16 protein-coding genes are annotated in these 19,408 nt (G+C 61.7%); 15 read left to right on the top strand and 1 reads right to left on the bottom strand.

The window, feature by feature from the left end; all coding sequences use genetic code 11:
* Nucleotides 1–16: 16 nt before the first annotated feature.
* The 10 genes from tssK (at nt 17) to AC5O5R_RS11090 (ending at nt 12,463) form a co-directional block, all read left to right on the top strand.
* Nucleotides 17–1,354 (top strand): type VI secretion system baseplate subunit TssK, encoded by a 1,338-nt coding sequence (gene tssK / locus AC5O5R_RS11135; protein ID WP_494515360.1) that lies wholly within the window; start codon nt 17–19, stop codon nt 1,352–1,354.
* A 1-nt stretch (nt 1,355) separates the two neighbouring features.
* A complete protein-coding gene (icmH, locus tag AC5O5R_RS11130) occupies nt 1,356–2,225 on the top strand; it encodes a type IVB secretion system protein IcmH/DotU (RefSeq protein ID WP_494512552.1) in 870 nt (289 codons plus the stop codon).
* A gap of 132 nt (nt 2,226–2,357) precedes the next feature.
* Nucleotides 2,358–2,873, top strand: coding sequence for an Hcp family type VI secretion system effector (locus tag AC5O5R_RS11125; protein WP_172285754.1), 516 nt, complete (start codon nt 2,358–2,360; stop codon nt 2,871–2,873).
* A 75-nt stretch (nt 2,874–2,948) separates the two neighbouring features.
* Entirely contained in the window at nt 2,949–5,117 is a 2,169-nt protein-coding gene (locus AC5O5R_RS11120; protein WP_494515359.1) for a type VI secretion system Vgr family protein, read from the top strand.
* Nucleotides 5,114–6,037 (top strand): DUF4123 domain-containing protein, encoded by a 924-nt coding sequence (locus AC5O5R_RS11115; protein WP_494515358.1) that lies wholly within the window; start codon nt 5,114–5,116, stop codon nt 6,035–6,037. Before AC5O5R_RS11120 ends, AC5O5R_RS11115 begins: the two co-directional genes overlap by 4 nt.
* A complete protein-coding gene (locus AC5O5R_RS11110) occupies nt 6,030–9,020 on the top strand; it encodes a T6SS effector BTH_I2691 family protein (protein WP_494515357.1) in 2,991 nt (996 codons plus the stop codon). The genes AC5O5R_RS11115 and AC5O5R_RS11110 overlap by 8 nt, the downstream gene beginning before the upstream one ends.
* A 2-nt stretch (nt 9,021–9,022) precedes the next feature.
* Nucleotides 9,023–9,919 carry a DUF6708 domain-containing protein gene (locus tag AC5O5R_RS11105; protein WP_172286101.1) on the top strand — a complete coding sequence of 299 codons (897 nt, stop codon included), beginning with the start codon at nt 9,023–9,025 and terminating at the stop codon, nt 9,917–9,919.
* Nucleotides 9,916–10,173 (top strand): PAAR domain-containing protein, encoded by a 258-nt coding sequence (locus AC5O5R_RS11100; RefSeq protein WP_172286102.1) that lies wholly within the window; start codon nt 9,916–9,918, stop codon nt 10,171–10,173. The genes AC5O5R_RS11105 and AC5O5R_RS11100 overlap by 4 nt, the downstream gene beginning before the upstream one ends.
* A gap of 292 nt (nt 10,174–10,465) precedes the next feature.
* Entirely contained in the window at nt 10,466–10,855 is a 390-nt protein-coding gene (locus tag AC5O5R_RS11095) for a histone-like nucleoid-structuring protein, MvaT/MvaU family (RefSeq protein ID WP_172226236.1), read from the top strand.
* 282 nt (nt 10,856–11,137) lie between these two features.
* The gene (locus tag AC5O5R_RS11090) at nt 11,138–12,463 is read left to right on the top strand and encodes an MFS transporter (RefSeq protein ID WP_172286103.1); all 1,326 of its coding nucleotides are present in this window, start codon (nt 11,138–11,140) and stop codon (nt 12,461–12,463) included.
* Between the two features lie 217 nt (nt 12,464–12,680).
* On the opposite strand, the gene calA is transcribed toward AC5O5R_RS11090, so the two are convergent.
* Nucleotides 12,681–13,733, bottom strand: a complete 1,053-nt coding sequence (calA, locus tag AC5O5R_RS11085) for a vanillin reductase (RefSeq protein WP_494515356.1) — start codon at nt 13,731–13,733, stop codon at nt 12,681–12,683.
* 180 nt (nt 13,734–13,913) lie between these two features.
* On the opposite strand from calA, the gene AC5O5R_RS11080 reads away from it, so the two are divergent.
* The 5 genes from AC5O5R_RS11080 (at nt 13,914) to AC5O5R_RS11060 (ending at nt 19,408) form a co-directional block, all read left to right on the top strand.
* Nucleotides 13,914–14,819 (top strand): AraC family transcriptional regulator, encoded by a 906-nt coding sequence (locus AC5O5R_RS11080; protein WP_172286104.1) that lies wholly within the window; start codon nt 13,914–13,916, stop codon nt 14,817–14,819.
* Nucleotides 14,820–14,900: 81 nt separating this feature from the next.
* Nucleotides 14,901–15,311, top strand: a complete 411-nt coding sequence (locus AC5O5R_RS11075) for a DUF2946 family protein (protein ID WP_172286105.1) — start codon at nt 14,901–14,903, stop codon at nt 15,309–15,311.
* A gap of 68 nt (nt 15,312–15,379) precedes the next feature.
* On the top strand, nt 15,380–17,530 hold the full coding sequence (locus AC5O5R_RS11070) for a TonB-dependent receptor (RefSeq protein ID WP_494515355.1): 2,151 nt from the start codon (nt 15,380–15,382) through the stop codon (nt 17,528–17,530).
* A 93-nt stretch (nt 17,531–17,623) separates the two neighbouring features.
* Entirely contained in the window at nt 17,624–17,890 is a 267-nt protein-coding gene (locus AC5O5R_RS11065; protein ID WP_494515354.1) for a hypothetical protein, read from the top strand.
* Nucleotides 17,891–18,070: 180 nt separating this feature from the next.
* Nucleotides 18,071–19,408 (top strand): MFS transporter, encoded by a 1,338-nt coding sequence (locus AC5O5R_RS11060; protein ID WP_172286107.1) that lies wholly within the window; start codon nt 18,071–18,073, stop codon nt 19,406–19,408.

The following is a 19,408-nucleotide window of genomic DNA, read 5'->3' as shown; positions in this document are numbered from 1 at the left end:
ATGACAAGGATCGCCCATGAGCTCCCGCAACCCCGTCCTGTGGCCTGAGGGCCTGTTCGTCAAGCCGCAACATTTCCAGCAAGCCGCCCGGGCCAGCGAAGCTGCCTTGCAGCAACGCTTCGCCAGCCTGAATGCAGCGTTCTACGGCTTCAGCGAACTGCAGCTGAACGACGAGTACCTGAGCCTGGGCAAGATCGCCATTACCCGCGCCCGAGGCATCATGCCCGATGGCACGGTGTTCGACATTCCCGCAGATCTGCCACCGCCGCCACCGCTGGAAATCATTGATGACGGTGCGACTGACAGCGAGGTATTCCTGTGCCTGCCACTGCGCACCGAAGGTGGCCGCGAGGTGAGCTGGCCCGACAGCGCGGCCAACGTTCGCTACAACGCCCAGGCCCATGAGATCAAGGACACCCACAGTGCCGACGGCGACCTGGTGCAGGTCGACTTGGCCGTGCCCAACCTGCAACTCAAGCGCAAGGCCGATGACAGCAGTTCCTACACCCGCCTGGCAGTGGCACGTATTCTTGAGCGCCGTCCCGATGGCAGCCTGCAGCTGGACGAAGCGTTCTATCCCACAAGCGTTTCGGTACGCGCAGTACCAGCCCTGCAACGCTCCCTCGAAGAAATCACCAACACCCTGCGCGAACGCGCGCGCAACCTGGCCGCCCGCATTGGCGCATCCGGCCAATCGGGCATTGCCGACATCCGCGACTTCAACCTGCTGCAAGCCATGAACCGCTGGTGGCCGTGCTTCCAGCACCTGGCCAGGCAAGGCCAGACGCACCCCGAACAACTGTACCTCTGCATGAGCCAGGCCTGTGGCGAACTGGTGACCTTCACCGACGAAGGCAGGTTGCCGCAGGAATACCCCGCCTATCAGCACACGGCGCTGCGCACATCGTTCAAGCCGCTGCAAGACACCCTGCGTCGTGCGCTGGGCACGGTGTTGCAACCGCGCGCCGTATCCCTGCCCCTGGCAACCCAGGACTACGGGGTGATGACAACAACGCTGGAAGACCGCCGCCTGATCGACGAAGCCGACTTCATCGTCGCCGTGCGCGCCGACCTGCCGCCGACGACGTTGCGCAAGCTGTTCGTGCAGAAAGCCAAGGTAACTTCACTGGAAGGCTTGAATGATCGCGTTCACAAGCAGTTACCCGGAATTCCGTTGCGGCAGTTGCCAGTAGCGCCTCGCGAACTGCCCTTCCATGCAGGGTTCAGCTACTTCGAACTGGACCGCCGCGACCCGGCCTGGGGCTGCATGAAGACGGCAAATGGCTTCGGGATACACATCGCCGGGGAGTTCCCGGGGCTTGAGATGCAGTTCTGGGCAATCAGGAGTGAATGAAATGGATAAAACTGACAACACGCACAACGGCACCAGCAAAGCTGAGGGTGCGCGGCTGCCCGATACGCTGCATAAATCGGAGCCTGGCCCCACAGCCGCTGCTGGCGCTTGCGAGGCCCCGACGCAGGAGCCCAAGCCGGAGCCCGGCCATGAAGGTTATGCCGCTGATCCCGAGTTCCAGCTGCGTGGCGGCTACGACAACCTGATGCTGGACGCCGCATCCCCCCTGTTCGGCTTGGTCATGCGCCTGCGCACCCTGGATGAATTACCCAACATCAAGGACGTGCACCGGCAGGTACGCAACCAGATCGACAACATCAGGGAAGAAATGCGCCAGCACGGCTACGAGCACACTCAGCTGCTGGCCTACTCCTACGGTCTGTGCCTTTACATCGATGAAGCGGTCATGGAAACACCCTGGGGCCAGACCAGCTGCTGGAGCCAGGAGCCACTGCTGAGCATCTTCCACGACGAAACCTGGGGTGGCGAAAAGATCTTCACCGTGCTCTCGCGCCTGATGCAGGAACCCGAGCGCTACCAGGACGTGCTGGAGTTCATGTATTTCGCGCTGTGCCTGGGCTTGAAGGGCAAGTACGCCATCGCGCCGAAAGGCGAAGAGTCGCTGAACGGCCTCATTCACCAGCTTCACGGGATCATCCGCGAACTGCGCGGCCCCGTGCCGGAATCGGTCGGCGATCCCTACACCAACGTGGCCCCGCGCAATTTTCGCATGAACCGGCAATGGCCCTGGTGGAGCCCGTTGGTGATTTCTGCAGTCGCCATGGCCGTGGCCTACAGCATCTACAGCTACCGCCTGCACCTGATAACAACCGAGGTGCTGGAGTCACTCAACGGCATCTTGCAGCAATAGCGCGTCGAACAGCGACGCAACCGAATCCAACGAATTGACGAGGTACCTGCCTCGTTGACAAGCCCATCGTTTCCGATGGCCACGCCGCTCGTGCTGGCGTGTTGTATCCACCTGGACGCAGGAGAAACTGCCATGCCAACACCCGCTTACATCAAGATCGAAGGCCAGACCCAAGGCAATATCACCGCAGGCGCCTTCACCTCTGACTCGGTCGGCAACGTGTTCGTCGAGGGCCATGAAGACGAGATTCTGGTGCAGGAAATCAAGCACCAGGTGACCACCCCAACCGACCCGCAGAGTGGCCAACCGGCGGGCCAGCGGGTGCACAAACCGTTCATTTTCACCAGTGCCCTGAACAAAGCCACACCGCTCATGTACCAGGCCTTGGCCAGCGGCGAAATGTTGCCGACGGTAGAGGTCAGCTGGTATCGCACCTCAGTGGAGGGCAAGCAGGAACACTTCTTCACCACCAAGCTGGAGGACGCCACCATCGTCGATATCCACACCACCCTGCCGCATGCGCAGGACAAGGAAAACGCTGATTTCACACAATTGATCGAAGTGTCCATGTCCTACCGCAAGATCTCCTGGGCTCATGTGGTTGCAGGCACCGAAGGCTCGGACGACTGGCGCAAACCGATCGCCTGACCCCACTGAATTGCCCCAGGCAAGCCTCGCGCTGCCTGGGCTTTCAACTCTTCGGACGGCGGACAAGGATCTTTTATGCCTAGCCAATCTGATTTGCGCTACAGATTCGAGCCACTGGTGGGCGACGTTGAGTTCGAAGTGGTGTCGTTTGAACTCAGGGAAGCGATCAGCGCACCCTTTACTTTGGAACTGGAGCTGGTCAGCTTCGAGCCCGATATCGACTTCGGCCAAGTGCTGGACAAACCGGTGGTACTCACCATCCTGGATGAAGAAGGGCCGGTGCGTTACGTGAACGGCCTGGTGAGCAGCTTCAGCCAGGGCGAAAGCGGCTTTTACCGCACCTACTATCACGCGCTGGTCGAACCCATTCTGGCCCGCGCCGGCCTGCGTTCGAACTGGCGCATCTTCCAGCAAAAAACCGTGCCGCAGATTCTTGAGTTGATGCTCAAACGTCAGGGCATCGATCAGTACGAGCTGCACGCGGTGGATAAGCATCAGGTGCGCGAGTTCTGCGTACAGGCCGGTGAAACCGACCTTGCCTTTATTGCCCGCCTCGCCGCAGAAGAAGGCTTTGTCTACCGCTTCGAGCACAGTGAAAAGCTGCACAAACTGATCATCACGGATCGCGTGCAATCGCTTGGCCTGATCAGCCACGGCGCGCTCAAGCGCGAGGATGAAGACGAAGGTTTTTTTGAAGACGGGGAAGTGATTGACCCCAATACCGTGCTGTATCAGTCCAACAGTGGCGGCGATCAGGCCAGGCCCTGCCTGCGGCGCTTGCGCTATAGCGAGCAGGTGCGGACAGCGCGGCAGGTCCAGCGCGATTACACCTTCACCCATCCTGCCTATCGCCAGGAACACCGCGCGTCCGGCCCTTTCCTGGAGCATCAGTCCAGCGAATATGAGCGCTTCGATTATCCCGGCCGCTACAAGCGCGATGCGGTGGGCAAACCGTTCACTGAAAACCGCATCACCGCCTTGCGTCATGATGCACGCATTGCCGAAGTTCAGGGGGATGACGCACGGCTACAACCCGGGCTGAGCTTCACGCTGACCGGTCACCCTCGCGATGACCTCAATGCCCACTGGCGAGTGAACAGTGTCGTTCACAAGGGCCGCCAGTTCACCAGCCTGCAGGAAGAGGCTGCCAGCGTCGACCAAAGCACGCGCTATGAGCAAACCGCAGTGCTGGTGCCAGGTCGCACCGAATGGCGCCCTGCCCCTTTGCAGAAACCTCGCGTGGACGGCCCGCACATGGCCACCGTGGTCGGCCCGCCCGGTGAGGAGATCTATTGCGACGAGTGGGGCCGGGTCAAGGTCAGCTTCCCCTGGGACCGCGAGAGCAGGAGCAACGAGTTCAGCTCTTGCTGGGTGCGGGTATCGCAAGGCTGGGCCGGAGGCAGTTGGGGCGCGATGGCCATCCCGCGTATCGGCCAGGACGTGATCATCCAATACGTCAATGGCGACCCAGACCAGCCGATGATCACCGGGCGTACCTATTGCGGTGATCAGCTACCGCCCTATGACCTGCCCCGACACAAGACGCGTATGACCATCAAAAGCCAGACCCACAAGGGAAATGGCTTCAACGAACTGCGTTTTGAAGATGAACTGGGGCAGGAAGAGGTGTTCATCCACGCACAGAAAGACCAGAACATCGTGGTCAGGCACGATGAGTCCACGCAGGTCGGTAATGACCGCACCGAACAGGTCGATAACGACGAATCGATTCAGATCGGCCATGACCGCACTGAAACGGTCGGCAATGATGAGCGCGTCAGCATCGGACAGGACGCTGCTCTGGATGTCGGCCGTAACCAGACCATCAAGATTGCCAAGGACCGTGTGGAAACCATCGGCAATCACCGCCACGACAAGATTGCCGCCAATCATCACAGCAGCATCGGCGGCAACCTCGAACAGCAGGTCGAAGGGCATGCCGAGCTCGAAGCCCGAGGAGAAATCCGCAGGCGCACCCGCCGCTACGAGCTACGCACAGCGCAAGCCGTGATCATTCAGGGCCCTGGGGGTTCCATCCAGATCGATGAGACAGGCATCACCCTGGAGGGCCCGACAATCCGCATAAACGGCCAGTTGCTCAAATCGGCAGACGGGGCAACCAACCCCTTTTCCATCAGCAGCGCACCGGTCACGGGAAAACCCCTTGAACGTGGATGCGGGCGCCGCCCCGATGGCACCTGCGGGCTGCCCGACTGCCGCTGCATCAGAGGGCCGGGCCAATGAACACCACCACTTCGAACGCACCGCCTGGCGAGCAGTTCGGACAAGGCGCTCGCTTTCTGGTGCTCATGACCAGCGTGCTCGAATACTGGGCCTACCGACCCATCCCTCAGGAAGGTGAACTGGTCCCGGCCTATGCCCCCTCGGTGCTTGAGCTCATCAATGACGTAAACCGAAATACCCAGCATGAATGGCTGTGGAGGCGCAGCATTCTGGACGAGCAGCATGATTTTGGGCCGTTGCTGGTAGACGTGACGGAAGCGCCTGATCTGCTTGTCCATGCTATATCGACCTGGATGCCGATTGGCGGCGCCATTGCCCTGGATGCGCAGATTGGCCTCACCGCATTGGCAGCTCACTTCACCAGCCTTGTTCAAATCACCCTTCCCGATCAGGGATCTGCGACCTTTCACTTCAAACCGGACCATCTCGAAGCCTGGCTGAATGCACTGGATGACGACCATCTGGCCACTTGGCTTGGGCCAGTGACTTCACTGGCCTGGCGAGCCAACTGGGGGCCGGCTCACGCGTGGAAAACCCTTGAGCGCAGCCCGACCACCGGCCGCTGCTTCGCGGACACCCCCATGCGCCTTCGCCAGTTGGAAATCGAGCGATTGCAAGCAGGCATGCACGAGCACTTCGTTCTGTCTTTGGCGCATGAGGTGTTAGCGCTGCAACACCCTTCCACCCATATATTGGCCGACATTCGGCGCTGGATTGAAACCCTGCTGCCACAACTGAAGGCCCTCAACTTCCGCGATGAGGAAGTCGCTGGGCAGTTCATCAGGCTGATGGCTAGGCACATGTGGCTCATGGGCAATGATCAAGCCGGGAAGATCTACACCAACCTCGATGAGTCCCCACAGAGCCGCCTTCGCGAACTGCAAGCCTTGATAGAAAGCAAGGAGCCCGTCCATGAATGACGCCAGTGTCAGCAGTGCCACCTCCGGCCCTGCCTGCAGTGCACGCGTGCCGATCCTGCCGGTGCGCTATGCCATCGTGCCGCGTACCGGCGCTACCCCTGCCTGCCGCTACGCCGACGCAGGCTTCAACCTGGAACAAGGCTTTACCCCCCTGCAGCACTCCGCCTACACCCTGCGTGCCCTGCGCCCTGGCTACATCTACATGTTCATGCAAGGCCCCCAGGGCGAAAAGCTGGTCATTCATGAATACGACGGCGAAGGCCACTACAAGGAACTGCACTACCGGGGCCTGGAGGACTATCACCTGCGTCATCGCTACCAGGCCAGCCGGACCGTGGGCTGGGTGTGGGCCGATACCTGCCCGGACACCGCCAAGGAAGTGTGGATCGGCTACAGCCCGCATTTGTGGACCAACGCCACGACCGCGCGCATCACCGGTTCAGCCGCCTTGCGCAAACGGCATATGCGCCAGCTGGACATGGCCGAGCTGTTGGCCAGCAACCAGTCCCCGTCCAGCCAGCCCCATGTGTTGCCGGTCAGCGCCCTGCAAACCTGGGTCGAAGACTTCAAGCCGGCCAGCCGGCGCATGCCACTGACCTGGAGTAGCCATCCGTTCACCGACACGCTGCCCATCGGCAACCTCACCGCCATGGCGCGGCACTACCCGAGTACCCAGCCGAAAGTCCCGGTGGTGGTGGCCCTCGCCGATGCCGAAGGCATGGCCCTGGACCTGGGCCTGTCGGTGTCGGCCTACCAGCATCAACTGCGTGACCTGATGCCCGCCGAGCAGCTGGAACACACCCGACCTGCGCAAGGCCCCGAGCATGAACGAGTGCCAGCGTGCTACCGGCTGGATGCCGAACAGCTGAGCCGACAAAGCCGCGATTTCCACCATCGCAACCTGGTGGGCATGCTGCTGAACAAGACGCTGGAAAGCCTGTACCCGGCCGATGCACCGTCACCGGAGCTGGCCGCCTTCAGGATCAACACGGAACGCCGCGGCCCCGCCGCTGCTCCGGCAGCGGCACGCTTCGAGGCCCTCACCCACCAGGACTATTCCCCCGGCGGCGCACGCCTGGCACAGCGCATCGATACCGCCAAATACCTGCGCTTTCTCGCTGAACGCGATGCGCTGGAAGAGCGGCTTGCAAGCCTGCGCAAGCTGGCCTTGCAAGCCAGCAACGATCACGACGTCTGGCTGGCCACGGCGGAGGCCGCTGCTGTCGATAATCCCTACAGCCTTGCTGCGGCGCTGGCCTGCTACGACCGTGACGAACGCCTCTCCGCCCGCGGCCTGGAAATATCTCTGGCGCTGATAATCAATCCAATGGGTCAGCCAACACCCGGTACCGAAGACCAGGATCGACGCTTCAAACGCCTGGAACAGTGGCTGGATCAGCACGACAGCCCGCTGTACACAGCCCTGGCACCGTTCAACCCGTTCAAGGACAAGGCCGACTCGATCGGCAGTCTGTTCGGCGCCAGCGACAATGTGGTCGAGGGCCTGGCCGGTCGTTTCCCGGCCATGGCCGACATCACCGACCTCACCGCCCAGTCGGTCAATGCCGTGTTGCTCAAGCGCTTGCGTGGAAAGACAAGGTGGGATGCCAGTCATGGCCTGCGTCAGCAAGTGCTGCTGGCAGCACGTGAAGGCAATGCCGAGAAAGCGCTGGGGCTATTGGCAGCCCGGTATCGGATCACCGAGCAGGCCGTTCGGGAAAATCCGTTCAGTCAGGAAGTGGAGAAATACCTCAAGAACGGGATGGCGCAAGTTGAAGAAATGAAGCAACTGCGTATCTCGGGAAGCCGAACGGTGTCAATTGAACTGACCACTACCGCGCGGGTGAAGCCTAACTTTGTCGGGTTGCTTGTTTCTGGCGGCGGAGGCGGTTTGAACGCGGGGATGCTGTGGTTCAACGTGCTGTCGCTGAAGACGGCCTATAACAGCCTGCAGAAGAGCGATGCCCCGGAATACGCGATGGGGTTTGCTTCATCCATTTTTGGCGTGATCGGTGCGGCAGCGGCGACGTTGGTCAGCACACGGGCCACGCAAAAGGCCGTCATGCTGAGGCTGAGTTCAAGAGCCCCGGGGATGGCTTTTGGCAACGGCGTTATCCAGTTTTTGAGCAGTAATCTGTTTGCGCGTTTGGCGGGTTATCCCGCAATAGCATTTAGCCTGTTTTCGGACGGTGCTAAAGGAGTACGTCAATTCAAAAACGGCAATCGAGCCGCAGCGGTATATACGCTAGGAGGCGGACTCACCATGGCGATTGGTTCTGCTGTCGTCCTTGAGGCTGGACTTGCAGTCGCGGGCGCTACATCGATTGTGCCCTTTGCCGGATGGGCCGCAGCTGCGCTTGTACTCGTAGGGGTGGGCATCATTGCAGGAGGTCTCTACCTTCATGCCAAAGCGCATGAGCACCTTCACAGTTCAATTGAGCTTTGGGCAGCCCGCAGCATCTTCGGGAATCGCATCAATGATGGAGAAATCCGCGCTGAAATTACGCTGGACCATGAGAAGAAACTTCCCGCCTTTACTTCGCTGCACGCAGAAATCAAAGCCTGGCACAGGGAGCATTATGGGCCAAAACTGCTATCGGCCGAGCAAGCTCAATCACTCGGTGTAAACAACGTCGATAGCAGATGGCGCCAGAACAACCACTGGGCGCCACCAGACTGGGCTGCCATCACACGCAACGAAGTAGCCACGACTCAACCAACCGCTGAATTCGTAGTGCTTCTGCCAAGCTTCGTGCTAGGGGTAAGCGAATGGGCAGGAAGTTTAGCCGCCTTTCGTAACGACCAAGGCATGGACGTGTTCCCTATTACGCCTACCGGGCACATTGCAGGCGCTGGGTTGATTTTGCATTTCGAAAGGCCGCTGCCCCACCATAAATCTATCTCTCTGCGGCTAGCCTACTGCCCTAATCAGGGGCTAGATGACGACAGTGAGATCCTTTCAACTTTTCATCTCGAGCGATGATTATGGCAACCATCTGGCTATTCAACACAGCATCATGCTCAGGGCACAAACCTGCCATTGGCGGACAACTAATAGATCTAACCAAAAACACATTACAGCTGCGAAACCCCTGGGTATCAGACTCAGTATTCATGGCAAAACTGTACTGCGCAATGAACATATTTTTAATGCTTGGCTTTTATCCCTACCTCTTTGATAGTGAATTTTTTGAATATTTTATATCTGACCCCGCACTAACTATCGGATTCGTACTCATGCCCTTCACTTTCTCCCCCTTTCTCATTTATCGAATATACTTCATAAAAAGTTTATCCAGCTTCTGCCTCAACCGCTCAACCCAAAAAATATACTATCAACGCTTAAGCAAGTTAATTATCTTCGACTGGAACAATACCGGCGGAGGCGTTTTCAAACGCACCGAATATGGTGGCTCGTCGTTCAGCACCAGTTACGCCCTTGCCTTCGCCCCTCGCCGAGAGGACGGCACTCTCCATCAGAAAGACTGCCTCTGGATCGACAGCAACGAACCCACAGAACCCGGGGTCAGGCACGTCGCCGAAGTCTGGGAATACCTACGCCATTTCATGGACCACGGCCCGGACAAACTTCCCCCGCCAAGTGAACCCAACTGGTGGCACAAGCCGCTTCACGCCATCTGTCTGACCCCGGCAGAAGCCTGGCGGCACTACGCCCCTTGGCGAACCGGCGAGCCGGGGGAAATGCAGGGCAAAAAGAACTGGCAATTGCCATTCTGGGCGGTGCTGTTCCCCTACAACCTCACGCTTGCCATCTGCTGGTACGGCCTCTGCCGGCTCTTCAACATCCGGGCCGCCGCACCACCCCAGGCGGCCTTCGAAGAAGCACCGGTCATTCAACCAGGTAAAAGGAAGCGCAAATGAAACCCATCGTACTTGTAGGCCATCGTCATGAGTGCCCGATCCATGGGGTGGGCATCGTGGAAACCGGGGCAAGCGCCGCGTTCGTGGATGGCAAGGCCATCGCACGGGTCGGCGACCGCACCAGTTGCGGCGCCGTCATCGAAACCGGCGCTGCCTGCACGATCATCGAAGGCCAACCGGCCGCCAGGGAGGGAGATACTACCAGCCATGGAGGCGTGCTGGTCGAGGGAGACCCGGGTTGGCTGATTAACTAACCGCAACCACCAACTAAGCCGTGCATTCTCATGCCTGCCTGTCAACGACCGGGGCCGTCCTGCGGCCTCTTATCGCCAGCCGCTTCTTTCAGGAACGCCCCATGGAACCACGCCATGTTCTATCAAGTACTCTCGTGTAGGAACAAACTTACAGATATCTCTCGGCATTAAACAAACCATTCGCCGACACACCCACTAACATCTTCAAAAATAACTTCTCAAATTATTTCACTGCTTGCATTACGGCTTTGCAGCCACTAACACTATCTCCATCAACCGCTGGAGATAAACCATGTCCCGCCTTGCCGAATTCCGCGCCCTGGAGCGCCTGCTCGCTGCTAAAAAATCCGAACTTTCCTTCATCAAGGTCAACCCCCATTTCAAACGCGAATTCGAATTCGAATGCAAACTCCACGACTTGCTTGCCGAATACCAGTTCAACCTGTCGAATGTCGTGGCCATCCTCGAGAGCCAGAGCCGGCAGGAATACGACGATAGTTATCAGCATTGGTCTCGTCTAGCACCATCCCCGCGTTACCGCGCGCGGCAAAGCAAGTACTACAAGAACCCGTACACGGGCGAGGTGGTGGAAGCGAAAAGCACTTTGCACAAGACAGTGCGATCGTGGATCGAGCAATACGGCCGCGCCGAGGTCGAGCGCTGGGCTACTGCCTGGGCCTGAATGCACGCTGGCATGACGTCCATAACCCGCACTTCCCCCCTCCCGCTCGACTTGCGCCATCCTGTATCCAGCGCCAGTCCCGACTACCTTCATCAATTGACTGGCCCCTGCCCCACACGCAGGCAACGCAACCGTTCGATAACCGAACAGTAGCCCGTCTCTCGAATTGACGCTGCCGGCTTCACTGCTCACCATGCACCGGCCTTGCGTGCCCTCTGCCCGGTAACTGGTCACGTACCCGTAGCACCGCAGCTGACTACAATTTCAAGAAACGAGCAGTCTATGAACCATTCCAAGATCACCCCCGCCGCCACCCGGATGCCTCAGGGTTCGATCGGCGACAAGCTTCGCGGCGCCTTCGGCGTCGGCAAGACCCGCTGGGGCATGCTTGCCCTGGTGTTCTTCGCCACCACCCTGAACTACATCGACCGCGCCGCACTCGGCATCATGCAGCCGGTGCTGGCCAAGGAAATGAGCTGGACGGCGATGGACTACGCCAACATCAATTTCTGGTTCCAGGTCGGCTATGCGATCGGCTTCCTGCTGCAGGGCCGTTTGATCGACAAGGTCGGGGTCAAGCGCGCGTTCTTCTTTGCCGTGCTGCTATGGAGCCTGGCCACCGGGGCCCACGGCCTGGCCACCTCGGCGGCCGGTTTCATGGTTTGCCGTTTCATTCTTGGTCTGACCGAGGCCGCCAACTACCCGGCCTGCGTGAAGACCGTACGCCTGTGGTTCCCGGCGGGTGAGCGGGCGATTGCCACCGGCCTGTTCAATGCGGGTACCAACGTCGGCGCCATGGTCACCCCGGCGCTGCTGCCGGTGATCCTGGCGGTGTGGGGCTGGCAGGCCGCGTTTATCGCCATGGGCAGCCTGGGCCTGGTGTGGGTGGTGCTGTGGCTGCTGAAGTACTACAACCCTGAAGACCACCCCAGCGTGCGCCAAAGCGAGGTCGAGTACATCCAGCAGGATGACGAGCCCGAGCCCACTCGCGTGCCATTCAGCCGCATCTTGCGCTTGCGTGGCACCTGGGCGTTCGCAGTGGCCTATGCGATTACTGCGCCGGTGTTCTGGTTCTACCTGTACTGGCTGCCGCCGTTCCTCAATCAGCAATACAGCCTGGGCATCGACGTGACCCAGATGGGCATTCCGCTGATCATCATCTGGCTGACTGCCGACTTTGGCAGCATCGGTGGCGGCATCCTGTCGTCCTGGCTGATCGGACGCGGCGTGCGCGCAACCACTGCGCGGTTGGTGTCGATGCTGATCTTTGCCTGCACCATGCTCAGCGTCACCTTCGCGGCAAACGCCAGCGGCCTGTGGGTCGCAGTGGCGGCCATCTCGCTGGCGGTGGGTGCGCACCAGGCGTGGACGGCGAACATCTGGAGCCTGGTGATGGACTACACACCCAAGCACCTGGTGAGCACAGTGTTCGGCTTCGGCAGCATGTGCGCGGCGATTGGCGGCATGTTCATGACGCAGATTGTCGGTAGCGTGCTGACTGCTACCCACAACAACTATGCCGTGTTGTTCACCATGATTCCGGCCATGTACTTCCTGGCGTTGGTGTGGATGTACTTCATGGCGCCGCGCAAGGTCGAAAGCGCCTGAGGACGTTAGCCATTTACCTCTACGGGGCCCTTGCGGGCCCTTTTTTTGCCTGGGTGACCGGACCTGCTGAATGCGCCGGGGTGATCGCCGGCAGGCCAGCCCATGGGGATCGCGTCAGGGCTGACAAGGGCCTGCCACAAGGCCTGCAGCACCCGTTAGCCTTGATGCGATCCCCGTAGCTTCCCCCGCGCAGAGGCCACCTCAGGCAACCGATCAATCAGCGCTGCAACGTGGCCATGTCGATCACGAATCGATACTTCACATCCCCGGCAATCATCCGCTCATACGCCTGGTTGATATTGCGGATATCCAGCATCTCAATATCACAGCGAATGTCATGCTCGGCACAGAAATCCAGCACCTCCTGGGTTTCAGCGACCCCACCGATCAACGACCCTGCCAGCACCCGGCGCTTCATCACCAGGTTGGCAGCATGCACCGCCGGGTCGATCGGTTCGATCAGGCCGACCAGCATGTGCACGCCATCGAACTTCAGCGTTTCAAGGTACGGGTTGAGGTCGTGCTGCACCGGAATGGTATCGAGCAGGAAATCGAAACGGCCGGCAGCGGCGCGCATCTGTTCAGCATCGGTGGACACGATCACGTGGTCGGCGCCTTGTCGGCGGGCTTCCTCGGCCTTGGCCTGGGAGCGGGTGAACAAGGTCACTTCGGCGCCCAGGGCCTTGGCCAGCTTGATGCCCATGTGGCCCAGACCACCCATGCCGAGGATGCCGATCTTGTGGCCCGGGCCGACGCCATGATGCTTGAGCGGCGAATAGGTGGTGATGCCGGCGCACAGGATCGGCGCGGCGCTGGGCAGGTCCATGCCGGCCGGGATACGCAGCACAAAGTGCTCACTGACCACGATGCTGCTGGAGTAACCGCCCATGGTGTTGCTGCCGTCGACGCGGTCGGGGGTGGCATAGGTCATGGTCGGGCCTTCCAGGCAGTACTGCTCCAGATCCTTGGCGCAGGCCTCGCAGTGGCGGCAGGAGTCGACCATGCAGCCGACGCCAACCAGGTCGCCGACCTTGTGCGCCGTCACCTGGCCACCCACCGCAGTGACGCGGCCGATGATCTCGTGGCCAGGCATCAGCGGGTACACGGCGATGCCCCATTCGTTGCGCGCCTGGTGGATGTCGGAGTGGCACACGCCGCAGTACAGGATCTCGATCGCGACGTCGTCCGGGCGCGGGCTGCGGCGCTCGAAGGTCATGGGGGCCAGGGGGCTGGTGGGGGTTTGGGCGGCGTAACCAATGGCAGTGTACATGCAGGGCCTCGCAGTGAAGTGAAACGATTCAGGCGGCGCATTCTGCGCGTGGTTTACCGCCGCGCCCACGGCTGATCCTCCGGCATGCATGCCTGATTCTCCGAAGATGCCATAGGACACCTGGCGCTCTGCCTCCAATCTGCGATGATCAGGCTGTCTGATTCTCTGCCTTGGTTCACTATGCAACTGACCCGCCACGTCGATGCCAATGCGCCGCTCTGCGAACTGATTCGCAGCCTCGCCACCCGCCCGGGTTTCGTGCCCACGCATTTACCCCAGGTGCAGGTACTCAGCTGGGACCACTATGTGGCCAGCAGCCCGCAGATCTACGAGCCCAGCCTGATGATCCTGGCGCAGGGCAGCAAGCTGGCCCGCCTCGGCCCACGCACCCTGGAATATGGCGCGGGGCACTACCTGGTGCAGGCATTGTCGGTGCCGTTCATGTGTGAAACCTTCGCCACCCGCGAAGCGCCTTTGCTGGGAGTGGCGGTGGACATCGACCGTGCCGTGCTCGGTGAACTGGTGCAGCGCATGGACCTGGCGCCGGACGTTGCGGTGCAGGCGCAAACACCGCAATCGATGACCTCGGCGGCGCTGGACGCACCCATGCGCGAAAGCGTGGAGCGCTTGCTGCGCTGCCTGCAGGACCCGCTGGACGCCAAAGTGCTAGGCGCGTCGCGGGTCCGCGAGGTGCTATACACCGCCCTGCGCGGCCCGCAAGCCGGCGTGTTGCGGGCACTGGTGGAGCAACAGGGGCACTTCGCCCGCATCGGCGCCGCCCTCGCTCACCTGCGCGAGCACTACACCGAACCGCTGAGCGTGGAGGCGCTGGCGGCACGCGCCAACATGAGTGTTTCCACGTTCCACGAGCATTTCAAACGTTGCACCGACATGGCGCCGATGCAGTACCTCAAGCGCCTGCGGTTGCTGAAGGCGCAGCAGATGCTGATCGGCGAAGGCCTTGGGGTGGCGCAGGCGGCACACCGGGTGGGCTACCAGAGCACGTCGCAGTTCAGCCGCGAGTACAAGCGCCAGTTCGAGCGCAGCCCGGGGGACGAGTTGCCCTACCAGAGTTTGCCGGTTTGAGGCGACAGGGCTGCAAGGCAGCGTGAAATTGTAGCGTCAAAGAGCTACCCGACCGTTCATCCGGGTGGTAGATTCGCCGCCATGAAAACCACCCGGCACACTCGCACGCTGACTGCCTGGACGCTCTATGCCAGCGTCCTGTTCAGCCTGTTGCTGTGCGGCCTGCATCATGGCCAGATGGGCGGCCTGCGCCTGGCTGGCCTGGAAGGCGGTTTCTGCTCGGTCAACAGCGAACACGGCGTGGCCATCGACCTCGATGGCGCCGGCGGTGACCAGCACATGGCCCAGCTCGACTGCCCGGTGTGCTCCTCATTTGGCCTGGCCGTGCCGCTCGGCAGCAGCGGCTGGTCGCTCACCCCGGCGCAAGCCGTTGCCAACTCGCCCATCGTCGTGCGCAGCTGGGCGCAGCCGCCCCCGCGCTACCTACGCCCCGCGCTCAATCCTCGCGCCTCCCCCACAGCCATCCCCGCAGCCGTACTTCATCTCGCCTGACCTCAGCCGGGCGCGCCTGCCTGCGCGCTCGCGGTCAGCCATGACCTTTGCGTGGAAGACACATCAACATGCTTCGCCATTCCTCCCTGGTGCTCCTGATGGGCACCTGCAGCTTTTCCTGGGCCGACGGCGCCGCCGTGGAACTGGGCGCCACCACCATCGACGGTGAGCGCGACCCCGCCAGCGGCGTACAACTGGACGAGCCGATCCGCACGGGCTCACGCCTGGGCCTGACCGCGCGGGAAACGCCCGCCTCGGTCAGTGTCTCGGACCGCCGCCTGATCGAAGAACGCGGCGCCAAGGACAGCCAGGACGTGATCAACGCCATGACCGGCGTCAACGCCTCGGCAAACCCCGGCTTTGGCGGTTTCGTCGCCTACCGCGGCTTCACCCAGAATCAGGTCACCCAGTTGTACAACGGCATCAACCTGGGCTACAGCAGTGCCACCCGACCGATAGATGCCTGGGTGCTCGACCGGGTCGAGCTGATCGGCGGCCCCTCCTCGTTCCTGCATGGCGCCGGTGCGGTGGGCGGCTCGATCAACTACATCAGCAAGCTGGCCAGCCGCGACCAGCAAATCGTCGACGGCCGTATCCGCTACGGCAGTTTCGACGACAGCGAAGTGGCGTTCGGCATCAACCAGGCACTGGCCAGCAACCCGGCCGACGCCCGGCACTTCGCCCGCCTGGACTTTAGCCGCGGGCATGGCAACGGCTACGTCGACCGCAACGAGCGGCACAGCGACAGCCTGGCGTTCTCGCTGCTCAGCGATCTGGTGCCCAACCTCACCCACACCCTGGCGCTGGAGTATCAGGAAGACCGCGAAGACAGCCCCTACTGGGGCTCGCCGATCCTCCCCGGGCGCAGCACGATGAAAATCGACAACAGCCGCCGCTTCGAAAACTACAACGTCGCCGACGGCCGCTACGAGCAGCGGGTGCGCTGGCTGCGCTCGATCCTCGATTACCAGGTCAGCGACAGCACCAGCGTGCAGAACACCCTGTACCACTACAACGCCCAGCGCGATTACCGCAACCTCGAACGCTACGCCTATACACCCGACGGCAAAGTGCAGCGCAGCAGCCCCTACCTGCAAAGCCACCAGCAGAACCTGCTGGGCGACCGCATCGAAGTGCGCCACGACAACCAGCTGCTTGGCCTGGCCAGCCAGTGGTCGCTGGGGCTGGAATACTCGCGCATGCGCCAGACCCTCTACCCCACTTCCAGCAGCTGGAGCGATGTGGTGGATGCCGAGCACTTCGACCCCGGCAGCTTCGATGACATACCCGGGGTCAATGCCGGCCTGACCAAGCAACGCCGCCACGAGGTAACCAACCGCGCGGTGTTTGCCGAAAACCGCCTGCAGCTCACCGAGCGCCTGGCCCTGCTGACCGCCCTGCGCTACGACTACCTGGACATGCAGGTAACCAACTACGGTGCGGTCACGCCAACCTCGCCGGCGTATTTCGAGCGCCGCTGGGAACCGCTGTCCGGGCGCATCGGCCTGACCTATGCGTTGACCGCCAACGCCAGCCTTTATGCGCAGTACAGCAGTTCGGCCGACTTGCCTGCCGGTTCGCTGGCGGCAGCGACCTATTCCAACGTGGGGTTGTTCGACCTGTCCAAAGGCGAGCAGTGGGAGGTGGGCAGCAAGTTCGATTTCCTCGATGGGCGCGGCGCGGCCACGCTGGCGCTGTACCAGATCGTGCGCAAGGACTTTGCCGTACGCGACTCGAACGACGCCAACCTCACGGTCCAGGCCGGACAGCAGACCTCGCGGGGCGTGGAGTTGTCCGGGCGCCTGCAGGTAACGCCGAGACTGCTGGCCGAGGCCAACTATGCCTATGTCGATGCGCAGTACGATGAGTTCAACGAGGCGGTCAACGGCGTGTCGGTGTCGCGCAAGGGCAACGCCCCGGTGAACGTGCCGGCCAGTGTCGCCAACCTGTGGCTGACCTACAGCCTGTCCGCGGCGTGGTCGGTGGGCGCGGACGGGCGCTACGTGGGTTCGGTGTATGCCGACAACGCCAACAGCCTCAAGGCCCCGGCGTACACGCTGTTCGGCGCCTTCGCCCGCTACCGGCTGGATGAGCACACCACGCTTACCGGGCGCGTGCGCAACCTGACCGACGAGGTGTACGCCAAGCAGGCCTACAGCAGCCAGTACTACATGGGGCCACCGCGCACCGTCGAACTGGCGCTGGACATGCGCTTCTGATGCACAGGGCGATGCCGGCCTGGTGCTGGCATCGTCCTTAAGGGCAGTTCCTACGCACAAACTCCACAAAACCGTCGACCGCCCTGAGTGATAATGGTCGTCATCACCCATGCCGGCATGAAAGCTGGCCCCTGCATCATCAAGGAAGTCCCTGTGTTCAGACCGGTGTCCCCAGCGCTTGTGGTTGTCACCCTCATCGCGCTGACAGGCTGCCAGAGCCGTCCTGCCTCCGAGCCCGACACGCTCAGCCTGCAAACCTTCACCCGTGACATGCAGCAAGCGTTGCAACTCGGTATCGCCACCGCCGATACCGGCGAGCCTGACGCTGGACCTGAGCCGCCTGCCCGGGTTCAGTACTGACGAACAGGGCAAGGCCCAGGGCTACAGCGAACTCGAATAGGCGCCGTGGAAGGTCGGGAGACTGTAAGAACACTGCAACCCTGGTTGAATCGAATATCCCGAGGTCGCCCTCGACACAGCACCCTTGCGCTCCCGGTTATCTACTGGCGAATACTACCAATGGAACCGGAGAGCCCCCGCATGCCCGCACCTCATGAGGTATCCCCCGCCACCCTGCGCCGGGTGATCGCTGCCTCGGCCATCGGCAACTTCGTCGAATGGTTCGACTTTGCCGTCTACGGCTTTCTCGCCACGCTGATCGCCAGCCAGTTCTTTGCCAGCGAGGACGCCAGCGTAGCCTTGCTCAAGACCTTTGCGGTGTTCGCCGTGGCCTTTGCCCTGCGCCCACTGGGCGGCATCGTGTTCGGTGCGCTGGGCGACCGGCTGGGGCGCAAGCGCATCCTGTCGCTGACCATCCTGCTTATGGCCGGCTCCACAACCCTGATCGGCCTGTTGCCAACCTACGCCAGCATCGGCCTGGCCGCCCCCGTGCTGCTGACCCTGGCGCGCTGCCTGCAGGGCTTTTCTGCCGGTGGCGAGTATGCCGGTGCCTGCGCCTACCTGATGGAGCACGCGCCCAGCAACAAGCGAGCCTTTTATGGCAGTTTCGTACCGGTCTCGACCTTTTCCGCCTTTGCCTGTGCAGCGGTGATCGCCTATGGCCTGGAGGCCAGCCTGTCTGCCGAGGCCATGAGTGCCTGGGGCTGGCGTGTTCCGTTCCTGATCGCGGCCCCGTTGGGGCTGGTCGGGCTGTACCTGCGCTGGCGCATGGAAGAAACCCCGGCCTTCCGTGAAGCGGTCGCTCAAGGCAAGCAGCACGAACACTCGCCTCTCAAGGAAACCCTGCGTCACCATGGCCGGGCGATTCGTAACCTGGGCGCTTTCATCTCGCTGACGGCGCTGTCGTTCTACATGTTCACCACCTACTTCGCCACGTACCTGCAACTGGTCGGCAACCTGACCCGTGCGCAGTCGCTGCTGGTAACCACCGTGGCCCTGCTGTTCGCCGCCGTCGGCTGCCCGCTGGCCGGGGCGTTCTCGGACCGGGTCGGGCGGCGCAAGACCATCGGCTTTACCTGCCTGTGGGTGATGCTGTGCGTGTTCCCGGCGTATTGGCTGGCCAGCTCCGGTTCGCTGTCGGGCGCACTGCTGGGGGTGATACTGCTGGCGGTGGGGGCATTGTGCAGCGGCGTGGTGACCGCGGCGTTGCTGTCGGAAAGTTTCCCTACCCGCACCCGCTATACCGCCTCGGCGATTACCTACAACGTCGCCTACACATTGTTTGGCGGTACCGCGCCGCTGGTGGCGACCTGGCTGATCGGGCAGACCGGCAGCAGCCTGGCCCCGGCGTTCTACCTGGTGGTGATTGCCCTGGTGGCGTTGGTCGGTGGGTTGGCGTTGCCGGAGACTTCGCGGATTTCGTTGCATGATGACGTGGCGGCGGACGGCGCTAGCGGTGAGGCTCGTCGTACCGTTTGA

Source organism: Pseudomonas sp. 8_5_2, from assembly GCF_059295255.1.
Note: the sequence above shows the minus strand (reverse complement) of the source record. Positions and strands in the feature narration are given on the sequence as shown.